Raw genomic sequence first — 12491 nt, forward strand, 5'->3', positions numbered from 1 at the left:
CCTTCTTGAGCTGGGCCGACAGGTGCGACTGGAGGGGCTGGCCGACGGCCGCCATCTCGTACACCCAGCCCAGGTCGCGGTGCCCGTCCTTCTCCGGGAACAGCCCGTACATCCGCGTGCCGCCGGTGACCTCCTTGGCCGACTCGGTGCGCGCGACGACGTCGGTGGCCAGGTCGATCCGGTGGAACGCGACGGTGCCGAGGTAGATCTCCACGATCCCCGTCGGGTGCGCCAGCGTCACCTCGACCTTGTTGCCGGGCTGGATCCGCCAGTAGCCGGTCTCGGTCGCCAGCGGCCGCCCCAGCGAGCCGTCCTCCTCGATCTTCCAGCTGCGGCTGGAGTAGATCAGGAACGGCTTCCCGTTGTGCGAGAAGGTGACCTCCTGGCCGAACTGGAACTTCTCGATCGTGGGGTAGTCGCCGACCCCGGCGCCCTCCCACGTGCCCAGCAGGAACTTCAGTGGTTCGAGGTCGGGATGCAGCTCTGGCTCCATGAGCACCGAGCGTAGTGGTTACCGCAGCCGTGACAGCCGTACGACCAGCAGAGCGGCGCCCACCACCACCGCGCCGAGCACCACGACCAGGACCCCCGCGTTCACCATCGCTCCCACGCCGCGAGCCTATCCCGCACGGGGTTAGGGTTCCGGTATGGCGAGATCATTGGTGATCAAGGCGACCGCCGGCGCGGACGGCGCGGAGCGGTGCAACCAGGCCTTCACGGTCGCGGCGGCCGCGGTGGCGAGCGGCGTCGACGTCTCCCTCTGGCTGACCGGCGAGTCCGCCTGGTACGGCCTCCCCGGCCGCGCCAAGGACTTTCGGCTGCCGCACGCGACCCCCCTCGAGGACCTCCTGGAGATCGTGCTCAAGGGCGGCCGTGTGACGGTCTGCACCCAGTGCGCGGCGCGCCGCGACATCGGCCCGGACGACGTCATCGACGGCATCCGCATCGCGGGCGCCCCCACCTTCGTGGAAGAGGCGATCGCGGACGGCGCCCAGGCCCTCGTCTACTGACGACTTCGTTCAGCGGGAGGCGGAGAGGACCGCGTTGAGGCGTTCCTCCCGCAGCCGCCCGGCCCACGAGTCGTCGATCGGGCGGAGTTCGGAGCCGACGGCCCAGCGGAGAAGCAGGTCGGCCAGGCCCGGGTTGCGGACCAGCGCCGGGCCGTGCATGTACGTGCCGAGGATGTGGCCCGCGTAGGCGCCCTCGGTGCCGTCACCGCCGCCGTTGCCGATGCCCGCGACCACGCGGGCGAGCGGGCGGGCGTTCGGGCCGAGCCGGGTCGCGCCCTGGTGGTTCTCGAAGCCGGTGATGCGCGGCACGTTCAGCTCGGTCGCGACGTCGCCGACGATCTCGCCGACGGCGCGCTGCTCGCCGCGGCCGCTGCTGATGTCCAGCAGGCCGAGGCCCGGCACGGGCTGCCCCTCCTCGCCGCCGAACTCGTGGCCGAGGATCTGGTAGCCCGCGCAGACCGCGAAGACGACCGCGCCGCGCTGGGCGGCGGCGGCCAGGCCGCCGTCGCGGCGGAGCCGGTGCGCGGCCAGGATCTGCGGCCGGTCCTCACCGCCGCCGAGCAGGTAGATGTCGCCGTCCGGCGGCACCGGCTCGTCCGAGCGCATGTGCACGGTCTCGGTCGGGATGCCGCGCAGCGCGGCGCGCCGCTCCAGGACGATGGTGTTGCCCTGGTCGCCGTAGGTGGCGAGCAGGTCGGGGTAGATCCAGACGATCTTGATGCGGTCAGACGACACGGCCGTACCTCGTTCGGATGTCCTGGAAGGCGGTGTAGTTGGAGATCACGTCCAGGTGGCCGGGCGGAACGGCCATCACCGCCTGGTCGATGTCGTCCACCACGGTGAACGTCACGTCGGCGGCCTCGAGCCTGGCGGCGAGGTCGACGCGGCGCTCGCCGGTCACCCAGACCGGGCGGCCGCGCAGGATGCGGTAGTCGACGTCCCAGAGCCAGGAGGTGTCGCGGCCGTCGGGGCCCTGCGCGTTGATCGACAGCGCGACCGGGCCGGGCGCGGGCTGCAGGACGTCGAACGCCTCCAGCCAGCCCGCCGGGTTCTTGGACAGCAGCAGCCGGAGCGTGCGGCCCTGGTGCTCGACCGTGGTGTAGCGGCCGGCGACCGACCTGACCTCGGCGAGCAGCGGCAGCGCCTGCTCGGGCGGCACGCCGAACTGCGCGACCACGGCGAGCGCGACGAGGGCGTTGGAACGGTTGGCACGGCCCGGCAGCGCCAGCCCGTTCAGCGGGAAGACGCGACCGTCGGGTCCGGTCACCTGCTCGCCGTGCAGGATCCAGTCCGGGCGGGGCCGGGAGAAGTGGCACTCGCGGCAGCGCCAGTCGCTGTTCTCGTCGGTGTCCTGGCGGTCGAGGGGGCCGCCGCACTTGGGACAGCACCAGGAGTCCTCGCGCCAGTGCTGACCGGCCGCGACCCAGGTCACGCTCTTGGCGGTCTCGGCGCCCCAGGTGACCAGCGGGTCGTCGCAGTTGGCGATGACGTGGCTGGTCGGGGACGCCTCCAGGGCCTTGCGCCACTTGCCGGCCAGCAGCCAGATCTCGGCGGCACGGTCCATCTGGTCGCGGCTGAGGTTCATCAGCGCGACGACGTTCGCGCCGGTCTCCCGCAGGACCATCGGGACGTACTTCTCGTCGCACTCCAGCACGCCGTAGCGGGCGTCCGGGGACGAGGCGAGGGCGGACACGTGCCCGGTCGGCATGTTCGCGCCGAACGCGTTGGTCGCGACCTCGCCGAGCGGCGACATCGCCGAGGTGATGAGCCGGGTCGTGGTCGTCTTGCCGTTGGTGGCGCTGACCAGAACGAGCTTGCGGTCCCTCGCCAGTTTGGTCAGCAGCTCGGGGTCGAGCTTCAGGCCGACCCGGCCGCCGATCACGCTGCCGTCGCCCTTGCCCGCCAGCCGGGACATCTTGGCGGCCGTACGACCGAGCGCGACGGCCAGCTGCGAACGCAGCGGAAGATCGCTCATGGACTCCGTCTTCTCTGTAGTGCATCTGCGGCGCTCAGAAACCGTTGTCGAGCCTAGCCTCATTGAACGACCACCTCGGGAAAACGTGACGAGATCGCCGCGCGGCGTTCCGCAAGAATGAGACCAGGGTCACACACCCCTCAGGTAAACCACCTGGCTCGATCTTGACGTGGCCCGCACACCGTGATTCGGTGCGAGCCCCGGACGATGCGGCAACCACCGGCGACACAAAGAGGTCGCAGATTCCCATCGGCACGCCCGAGAGCGGCCGCACACAGTACTTTGTCGGGGGCCCTGCTGTTTCGTGGGGAAAGCGGCGACAAGGCGAGGTCTGAGCGATGCAGTGTCCGACGTGCGGTTCGAACACGCCCGGGACGCTCGGCAACTGTTCGAACTGCAACGCACCGATCGACCGCGAGGCTCCGCTCGGAGCCCCGGTCGCCGACCCGGCGAACGCTCAGGTCGCGGCCGACAAGACGATGATGGTCCCGCCGCCGATGCCGGCGTGGGCTCCACCGGCGTCCGCCGCCGACCAGGCGCCCGCCATCCCCGGTGACCTGCCCGCCGAGCCGCCGGGCGGCCTGCCCGTCGCGGGCACGGCGTTCCCGCCCGCGTCCGGTTCCCTGCCGCCCGCGCCGTCCGACGCGTTCCCGCCGCTCGGCAACGAGCCGCCCGAGTTCGCCAGCGGCGCCACCACGATGCTGAACGGCTCGCAGTACGGCCTGCCCAACGGCTCGAACGGAACGAACGGATCCCATGGCTCGAACGGGTCCAACGGCTCGATGAACGGCGGCGCGCAGCCGCAGGGCGGCCGGCTCGACCCGGCCTCCCCGCTGCCGCCCGCGGCGCAGGGTTCGCTGCCGCCCGCCGACCCCGAGTCGACCGCGGCGTGGACGTTCGACCCGGACGCCGACGACGAGCCCGCCCAGCCGCAGTCCTTCGAGGCGCCCGCGCCGCCCCCGCCGCCGCCCTCCTGGGCGAACGGGATGAACGCCGGCGCGCCCTCCCCGTACAGCACCGAGCCGCCCGCGGAGTCGATCGTCCCGGACTCGTGGTTCGCGCACCCGCGCCAGCCCGACGAGCAGTCGTGGAACGACCCGCTCGGCGCGCCGACCTCGCTCGACTCGGGCGCGACCATGATGGACCCGGGCGGTGGCCTGGGCGGCGGCATGGGCCAGGGCGTGGGCGGCCCCGGCATGGTCGATCCGAACGCGACGATGATGGACGCCGGCCGTGGCATGAACGGCCACGGCGGGATGCACGACCAGACCATGCTCGATCCCGGCCAGCTGCGTCCCGCCGACGGCGGGCAACACGCGCCGACCCAGGTCGCGCCGGGCATGGCGTTCGACCAGGGCATGCCGTACGAGCCGTACGACCAGGGCCCGTTCGCGCCGAACGGCGGCATGGGCGGTCCCGGCGGCCCGGGCATGCAGGGCGGACCCGGGATGCCCGGCGACCCGAACGGCTACGCCGGCTACCAGCAGCCCGCGCCCTCCTCCGGCGGCAAGGCGGGCAAGCCGCTGCTCATCGGCGTCGGCGCGCTCGTGGCGGTCGCGGTGATCGCCGTCGGCGTGGTGATGTTCACCGGCGACGACAAGAAGGACCCGCCCGCGGCCAAGCCGCCCGCCTCGACGGCGACCAAGCCGCCCAACACCAAGCAGACGGGCAACCAGGCTCCGCTGAAGGGCCCCGCCAAGCAGCAGGCGGCCGACGTCAACGACCTGCTGGACGCCAGCGCGGGCACCAAGCGCCAGCTCGCCGTCGCGCTCGGCAAGACCGGCAAGTGCGACCAGCTGCCCGGGGCCATCAGCGGCTTCCAGAACGTCGCGCAGCGCCGCCAGAACCAGCTCCACCGCACCCAGAACCTCGAGCTCGACAAGCTCCAGCGTGGCGAGGAGATGCGCGCCAGCCTCCGGGAGGCGTTCCAGGCGTCGCTGGAAGTCGACCAGGCGCTGCTGAGCTGGGCGCAACAGCAGCAGAGCAACTGCCACGGCAAGCCCAACCCCGACGCCGCGCACGCGCCGGGCCGCGCGGCGGGCGAGCAGAAGGCCACCGCGGCCAAGCGGAGGTTCGTGAAGCTGTGGGCGCCGGTGGCCAAGGCCGCGGGACAGCCCGCGCGCCGCTGGACCGGGATGTGATCGACTGATCACAACCGGGTTGCGACCGGTCATCGGACGGTCACGGGAACGCGAGCGCGCAGTATCTTGTGACCGATGCACCCCCAAGGGGAGGGCTTGGTATGCGGTGCCCGCGATGTGGTAGCGATACGACTCCGGCGTTGCCTCGCTGCACGCGGTGCAACGCGCCGCTTTCCAGCGTCGCCCCGGGCGCGAACGACCCGACCGCGCAGGACCCCGGCGGCCTTGGCTCCGGCTATGGTCCCGGCTCGCAGCAGCCGCCTCCCACGCCCTGGTCCGAGCCTCCGCCCGACCCGTGGTCGCCGCGCTCGGAGGGCAACGAACCCGCTCCGAGCCCGTGGGAGGCGCGTTCGGACGGCACCGAGCCCGCACCGCCGCCCGGCCCTTCCGGCCAGCCTGGTCCGTGGAGCCCGCAGCCCGAGGAGCCCACGGCCTGGGCGCCGTCCTCCTCGCCGCACGAGCCTCCGCCGTACGAGTCCGCGCACGGCGAGACGTCCATCTCGCTCGGCCGCGAGCCGTGGGACGAGCCGGAGATCTGGCAGCCGCCGCCCCCGAGCAACCAGCGCCGCCGCAGCGCCATGCCGTACGTCGTCATCGGCGGCGGCGTCACGATCCTCGTCCTGGTCGCGCTCCTGATCATCGTCTGGCCGCACGACAAGAACGACAATGCCAACCCGCCGCTCACCCAGCAGGGCAGCAGCGAGACCGAGCAGACGACCACCGACACCGGCACCGCCGAGCCCACCGACACCGAGTCGGGCTCGCCGACGGCGAGCGCGGACGTCACCGCGCAGGCGGGCAAGGTCGACTCGTTGCTGAACGACATGACCTCCACGCGCCGGGAGCTCGGCACGGTCACCGGTGACGGCGACTGCGACAGCGCCGGGCTCACCCGCATCCGCGACCAGCGCCAGTCCGAGCTCGGCACCGCCCAGGGCCTGGACGTCAGCGCGCTGCAGAACGGCTCGGAGATGAAGGACGCGCTGGTCCGCGCCCTCCAGGCCTCGCTGGACTCCAACAAGCACTACCTGAGCGTCGCGCCTGACTGCCCGTCGGAGGCGACCGAGGCCGACCAGCGGGCCACGCAGGCCAAGAGCGAGTTCATCCAGTACTGGGGTCCCGTCGCCGACGAGGCGGGCCTGGCGGCCCGTTCCGCCGACGCGATCTGACCGGACGTCAGAAGCCGGACGCGGCTGGAGACCCAGCGCGACTAGACCGAGCGCGGCTAGAGACCGAGCGCGGCGCCGAGCCGGTGAACGGCCTCCGCCAGTACGGCGACCCCGCTCACCCGGCGGCCGAGGCGCTGCAGGGCGCCCTCCATCCGTTCGGGATCGGGGTCGTCCTCCTCGACCTCCTCGCGGACGTCGGCGAGGTCGCGGCGGGCCCGCTGCGGTTCGGCGAGCTCGCCGGCGTGCTGTTCCAGCAGCCGCGCGACGCGTTCCAGCGCCGCGGCGGCGTCGGCGCTCGGCGCCGCGTTGACCTGCTGGTTCTGGGTGACGTTGTCGCCGGTGGCGATCTGGCCTGAGACGTTGGCGTTGCCGCCGATGTGAACGCCGCGGTCGCCGCGGTCGCCGCCCTGCTGACTCATCACGGATTGATCCCCTGCTTCTGCTCGATGCGCGAACCCCTGCCGCCGACGGCGACCTGCCCGCTGATCGAGCCGCCGGTCATGATGACGCCCTCGTTCATGATGACGCTGGCCTGGTCCCGGTAGGCCGACACGTCGATGCCGCAGTCGCCCGAGAGGTAGTCCAGGACCGCCTCGTTCACCCGCCGCTCGATCAGCCGCGTGTACTTGTCCGCGTCCAGCTCCTGCATGAACGTGTGGAAGTCGGCGTCGGCCGCCAGCTCCCGCACGCTGATCCGCGCGCCGTAGTCGTGGACCATGTCGGCGGCCGGGTCGGAGACGGTCGTCGCCGCGAAGTAGCCGCGCGCCATCCACCACAGCGTGCCGATGACGCGGAACCACGCGAGCACGACCGCGCGCGGCACGCTCTTCCAGCCGATCCGCACGGACCGCCCGAGCAGCCCGGCCGTCCCGAGGGTCGGCAGGACGTCGACGATGCGGAACTCGCGCCGGATCGGCGGCAGCACGGTCGCGACGAACTGCCCGTAGAGCATCCGTCCCTCGACGGCCAGGTAGACGAACGCCGACAGCGCGATGTCCTGGTCCTCGGCGGGTGCCAGCGGCCGGTTGTCGCGCCCGAGGATGGCCTGGCCCTGCGCGCCGACCATGACCCGCTGATAGCAGCGGACGCCGCCCTGCGGGTGCCGCACGATCGCCTCGATCGCCTCCGGGCTGGCGACCGAGAACGGCACGCCCGCCTGCGCGTCGATCAGCGGGTGGCCTTCGAAGTGGTGGCCGCCGGTCGCGTCGAGGGGGCGGCGGCGCTGGGCGCACTCGCCGCGTCCGACCACGTGGACGTCGGTGACCAGGCCCGCGATCCGCTCGTTCGGCGGCAGCCACCGCGAGCGGTCGGGCTCGGCGCCGTCCGGCCCGCGCGGCGGCCATTCGTCGCGCATCTCCTGGAGGCGCGAGCGCACCCGCGCGTGCATCGCGACCGGGTCGACGGGCGAGGCCTTGCCGCCGGTGCCCAGCGGGCCGGACGCGGCGCGGTCGAGCTCCAGCACGATCGACCAGGCGCGCGCCCAGGGCGCCTTGACGTCGCCGGCGCCCATGAACGGGTTCTCGCTCGAATAGAGCGTCACGTTGCCGCGCTGCGCCGAGGCGATCCTGGTCAGCAGGCGCCGTACACGCTCGCTGGGCGAGGCGGGCACGCGGCCGGTCGCGCCGGGCGCCAGGTCGCGCGCCAGCGTGCGCAGCACCATCGCCAGGTGCCCAAGGACGACCGCGCTGAACACCACGAGCAGCAGGATCCCGACGATGAACGGGTGGTGGGCCTGCGCCGCGTAGAAGCCGGGCACGCCACTGCCGTCGTCGCCCGTGCCGGTGCCGGTGCCCGTGCCGGTGCCGGTCGGCTCCTGGTCGAACGTCGTGCTGCCCGAGCCCGAGTTGATCACCGTGGACAGGACCTTGTAGACGAGCCAGATCACCGCGCCCGCCACCGCCAGCACCACCAGAATGACCATCGGCCGCCTGCGGATCAGGTCGAGCAGATAGAGCGCGACGGCCGGGAGCGCCAGCAGGAAGATCCCGCCCGTGATGAGCGGCGCGAAGATCCAGCCGGCGACCCAGACCGCGGCGAGGGCCATGTCCCTGAAGAGGCGCAGCCGGCGGGCGCGCAGCGCGTGCAGGATCACCGGCTCGAGGTCGAAGCCGAACGACGGCACGACCGCGCGATGCTCGTCGTCGACGTACTCCTTGATGACGCTGTCGCAGAAGTGCTTGTCCAGATAGGCCGCGGCCGACAGGTAGCGGGTCGCGTTCTGCTGCGGCTGGTCGTCGCCGCCCGCGCCCGGCGGCGCGTGCGTGAAGAACGGCCCGGCGGCACGGCGTCCCGCGTCGGTGATCGTCATCTGCGGCGCTCCGGTGAGGAGGTCGGGATCCGTCGATGAAGAAATTAACCCGCGTGACGCAGGGGACGGTTAGTCAGCACCCAATCGTGACGAAACCGTCGCCCAGAGGCACCGTCCAAGGGATCAGTCGGCGAAGAGGGGGCCGGACGACTGCTCCTCGTAGGGCTCGATGAAGCGTTCCGGCCAGCTCAGAACCGGGTCGAGCCAGGAGGCGACCCGCATCGTCTCGGCGACGTGTTCGAGCTGCTCCTCCTCGGTCAGGCCGATCCCGACGATCGCCAGGTCGCGGACGAACCCCTCGTGGTGGTCGTCGCCGCCGAGCGCGGTGACGGCGATGGGCCGGTTGCGTTCCAACTCCATCGACAGCGGATGGCGGCGCAGCGCGCGGACCCGGTGCCCGAGCTTGGGATCGGGGGCCTGCTGCTTGAGGCCGGGCAGCTGGTAGTCGAGCGGTGGGGCGGGGTCGTGCTTGTCGGGCGCGCCCTCGCCGAACGGGAACAGCTTGTCCATCTCGTGCAGCCACCGCAGCTGCGGGATCACCCACGTCGGCCCGGGCAGGGCTCCGGCCGTCGCGGGGCCCGTTCCGCCGAGGAGCTGCTGCGCCACGCCCGCCGCGGCGGCGGTCAGCTCGCTGGGCTGGAACCCGGTCCGCAGCGCCCAGGAGCGGCGCGTCACGGCCCGTTCGACCACGGTCGCCAGCGTGCACTCGCGCAGCCTCGGCACCAGCCGCGACCACTGCCGCGCCAGCTCCGGCGGAACGGCGGGCAGCGGCCGGTTGGCCACATGCGCGAGAACGAGCGTGTCGGTCCACAGCCGCAGCCACGCCCACTCGGCGTTCCCGGCCAGCAGGTCCGCCTCGCGGAGCTCGTACAGCGAGCACGCGCGGCCCGACCGGCACTCGCCGCCGCACGCCGCCGACCGGCGCCCGTCCACCGGGGGCGGCGGGCCGGGCAGGACCGCCTCGCGGCCCTCGCCGAGCGGGATGCGGACGCGCAGCGGCCGGTCCATCCCGTCCGCGAACACCGCCGCGACGCCCGGCCGCAGCGAGACCACCTCGCGCGACTGGTCCTGGTCGAGGTTCATCGCCGAGCCGACCTGGTGCCGGTCGTCGAACGCGGGCAGCCGGTGCACGACCTTCAGCGCGGTGTTCTTGATGACATCGGGGACGAGCTTGGTCGGGATCTGCTCGGCGACGACGATGCCCTCGCCGTACGCGCGGATCTCGGCGAGCATCCCGGCGAACAGCTCCACGGCGTGCGAGCTGGTCCGCTCGGGCCCGCGGTTGCGCAGCAGCCGGTGCGCCTCCTCGATCACGATCACGTGCCGCAGCCCCGGGCTGGTGTGCCCGCCGCGCGCCCGCATCCGCAGGTGCTCGACGATGCGGATGATGAGCGTGCCCATGAGGAACGCCTTGTCCTCGTCGTTGGCCACGTCCTCGATGGCGAGCACGATGTTCTCGCGCAGCATCCCGCCGATGTCGGCCGGGTGCCCGCCCTCGAAGAACCGGCCCGCCGACCCGATCCGCAGGCTGCGCAGCCGCACGTCCACGAACCCCTGGACGTCGGCCATCAGCTCGCGGCCGTAGCCGACGTCGCCGATCACCTGGAGCGCCGCGTTCTGCAGCTGCTCCAGCGTCGGCACCGCGGGCTCGATCAGCGACCCGGGCACGCCACCGCCGGTCACCACGTCCCAGCCGTTGGCCTCGTACACCCGCTGCAGCGCCTGCGCCATGATCTGCGGGAACGGCTCCTCGGCGTCGAACGCGGCCTGGAACAGCGCCCGCACCATGTCGATGTGCGCCTGCACCGGATAGCCCGGCTCGGGCGCGAGCGGGTTCACCGACAGCGGCACCGACGCCGGGTCGGACGGGTTGACCACCGTGACCGGCCCGCCGAGGTCGGCGATCCGGCCCGACATCGCCGCGTACTCCGACTTGGCCGGCTCGATCGCCAGCCACGGGATCCCGGCGCGCGTCAGCTGCTCCAGCAGGTGCCGCACGGTCTGCGACTTGCCCGCGCCGGTCGAGCCGGTCACGAACACGTGCCGGTTGATCGTCGAACGCGGGACCGTGAGCCGCCCGACCTCGCGGTCCTGCCCGTCCAGGATCGATCCGAGCTCGATGCGCGGCTCGTTCATCGGCGCCGCGTCGTCGGTCTCGGACGTGACGTCGAAGTAGCCCGCGTCCAGCACCCGCAGCCCCGGCACCTCGCGCCGCGGCAGCCCGGCCAGCGCCGCGAGCGCGCCCGCCGTCGCGACGAACGGGTAGCGCTGCTCGGACTCGGCGGGCCGCGCGGCGGCGGCCGTCGCGGGCGTCGCGGGCGGCCTCAGCACCTCGCTGAACGACCCGCTCCCATGCCCCGAACGCAGCCGGTAGGGGTGGTGGCCGAGCTCCATCGACCCGACCAGCACCGGCGCGATCTGCGACAGCTCGCTCTCGGACGCCGCGCCCGCCAGCACCCGTACCCGCCAGAGCCCGGCCTCGCGGAACGCGTCGAGCTCCGCGAGCCGCTGATCGGCCCGCGCGACCGCCAGCCGCGCCTGCTCGTCCTCGCCGCGCCGCAGCATCCGCAGCTCGTGATGCAGCTCGCGCATCTCGGTGTCGAGCATCCGCTCATCGCACGGGTCGGCGACCACGAACCAGCCGAACGGCCGTTCCATCAACGTGACCAGCGTCGACTCGAAGAGACCCGCGCCATCGTCGGCCGTCTTCACCGCCGGGGCGAGCCGTCCAGGGCAGCGCGTCCACGCCATGCGCTCGGCCTGCCGCAGCCACCCGTCGCCGATCGGCACGCCGCGCGCCCCGTTCGGGAACAGCAGTCCCTGCTGGGCGCGCGGGCCCGGGCTCATCGGCCCGGCGTTGGTGATCAGCTCCAGCGGCGCGCCCGCGCCCGGGGACAGCCACCCCACCACGAACGGCAGCCGGCGCCGCGCCGCCGACAGAGCCGCGGGCAGCACGCTCACGAAATCCCACTCGGCCGAGGAGGTCCGCTCGGGCGCCGGTATCGCCTGGATGCGGTACCACGGCCCGGGCAGCACACCCGCGTCCTGACCCTGCATACCGTGCGCGCCCTGCATGCCGAAGTGCTGTGGCTGCGCCGCGCCTGGGGGTGACGTCACCCCAGCATCCTTACTCCCCCGCCGCCCGCGCCGCTACCTCGGTCGCAGGTAGTCGGCCCGGCCTTCGCCGTCGAGTTCGAACGGTCCCTTGGGCAGGATGCAGAACTCGTTGCCCTCGGGATCCGCCATGACCAGGAAACCGCCCTCGTCGTACTCGTGCAGCCGCCGGCCGCCGAGCGCCTCCACTTTGGCCTGCTCGGCGGCCGGGTCGTCGGATTCGACGTCCAGATGAACGCGGTTCTTCCCGATCTTGGCGGCGTCCGTGCGCTGGAAGCCGACCGTGAGCCCGTTCCGGCGTTCGAGGAAGATGTAGGGTCCCACGCGCGCGCTCACGGACCGGCCGAGCAGCTCGCCCCAGAAGGCCGCCAGGCGGTCCGGATCGGCCGCATCGATGGTCACGCAGTTCACGTCCATGGTCACCACCCTGTCAGCGGGTGGCGGGGAGTGGCCAGAGCCGGGCGGAGTTGTCGCCGCTTCCAGTGGCGAGCATGCGGCCATCGGGGCTGAACGCCAGGCAGAAGATGACCCCGGTGTGGCCCGCGAGCGACGGGCCGATGGATCACATTCGCCGGGGGTCAACCGGGCCGATCGCCCGGCCGTCTCCAGCGCGATCAACGTCATTGGAGGAGAATTGGACACACGAAGCTGCACCTGCGGCTGCCGGAGGCGCTCACGCCTGAAGCGGGCGGGCGTCCTTTTTATGGGGGTGCTTCTCGCGCTCGCCTTGGTGCCCAAGATGGGTACGGGCGGAGCAACGACGAGCACTCTTGC

11 protein-coding genes are annotated in these 12491 nt (G+C 72.7%); 3 read left to right on the forward strand and 8 right to left on the reverse strand.

The annotated features are described in order from the left end of the window. On the reverse strand, positions 1-493 hold a 493-nt coding region (locus J4573_RS53245; RefSeq protein WP_208264165.1), incomplete at its 3' end, for a heme-binding beta-barrel domain-containing protein. A gap of 154 nt (positions 494-647) precedes the next feature. Between J4573_RS53245 and J4573_RS53250 the strand changes: the two genes are divergently transcribed. Then, positions 648-1010 (forward strand): DsrE family protein, encoded by a 363-nt coding sequence (locus tag J4573_RS53250; protein ID WP_208264166.1) that lies wholly within the window; start codon positions 648-650, stop codon positions 1008-1010. Between the two features lie 9 nt (positions 1011-1019). Here J4573_RS53250 and J4573_RS53255 read toward each other — a convergent pair whose 3' ends face one another. Both J4573_RS53255 and J4573_RS53260 read right to left on the reverse strand, forming a co-directional pair. After that, positions 1020-1745: a type 1 glutamine amidotransferase gene (locus J4573_RS53255; protein ID WP_208264167.1), complete on the reverse strand. Its 726-nt coding sequence runs from the start codon at positions 1743-1745 to the stop codon at positions 1020-1022. Further along, positions 1735-2985 (reverse strand): Mur ligase family protein, encoded by a 1251-nt coding sequence (locus tag J4573_RS53260; RefSeq protein ID WP_208264168.1) that lies wholly within the window; start codon positions 2983-2985, stop codon positions 1735-1737. Before J4573_RS53260 ends, J4573_RS53255 begins: the two co-directional genes overlap by 11 nt. A 338-nt stretch (positions 2986-3323) precedes the next feature. Between J4573_RS53260 and J4573_RS53265 the strand changes: the two genes are divergently transcribed. After that, on the forward strand, positions 3324-5126 hold the full coding sequence (locus J4573_RS53265) for a hypothetical protein (protein WP_208264169.1): 1803 nt from the start codon (positions 3324-3326) through the stop codon (positions 5124-5126). Between the two features lie 140 nt (positions 5127-5266). Further along, the gene (locus J4573_RS53270) at positions 5267-6295 is read left to right on the forward strand and encodes a hypothetical protein (protein WP_208264170.1); all 1029 of its coding nucleotides are present in this window, start codon (positions 5267-5269) and stop codon (positions 6293-6295) included. Positions 6296-6351: 56 nt separating this feature from the next. On the opposite strand, the gene J4573_RS53275 is transcribed toward J4573_RS53270, so the two are convergent. From J4573_RS53275 to J4573_RS53295, 5 genes are all read right to left on the reverse strand, one after another. Then, the gene (locus J4573_RS53275; protein ID WP_208264171.1) at positions 6352-6717 is read right to left on the reverse strand and encodes a DUF5955 family protein; all 366 of its coding nucleotides are present in this window, start codon (positions 6715-6717) and stop codon (positions 6352-6354) included. After that, the gene (locus tag J4573_RS53280; protein WP_208264172.1) at positions 6714-8603 is read right to left on the reverse strand and encodes an AbeC-like domain-containing protein; all 1890 of its coding nucleotides are present in this window, start codon (positions 8601-8603) and stop codon (positions 6714-6716) included. Before J4573_RS53280 ends, J4573_RS53275 begins: the two co-directional genes overlap by 4 nt. A 123-nt stretch (positions 8604-8726) precedes the next feature. Next, the gene (locus J4573_RS53285; RefSeq protein ID WP_307797574.1) at positions 8727-11720 is read right to left on the reverse strand and encodes an ATP-binding protein; all 2994 of its coding nucleotides are present in this window, start codon (positions 11718-11720) and stop codon (positions 8727-8729) included. Between the two features lie 33 nt (positions 11721-11753). After that, positions 11754-12134 (reverse strand): VOC family protein, encoded by a 381-nt coding sequence (locus J4573_RS53290; protein WP_208264173.1) that lies wholly within the window; start codon positions 12132-12134, stop codon positions 11754-11756. A gap of 13 nt (positions 12135-12147) precedes the next feature. After that, the gene (locus J4573_RS53295) at positions 12148-12276 is read right to left on the reverse strand and encodes a WD40 repeat domain-containing protein (RefSeq protein WP_208264175.1); all 129 of its coding nucleotides are present in this window, start codon (positions 12274-12276) and stop codon (positions 12148-12150) included. Positions 12277-12491 lie beyond the last annotated feature (215 nt).

The organism is Actinomadura barringtoniae, from assembly GCF_017573505.1.
Lineage (GTDB): Bacteria > Actinomycetota > Actinomycetes > Streptosporangiales > Streptosporangiaceae > Spirillospora > Spirillospora barringtoniae.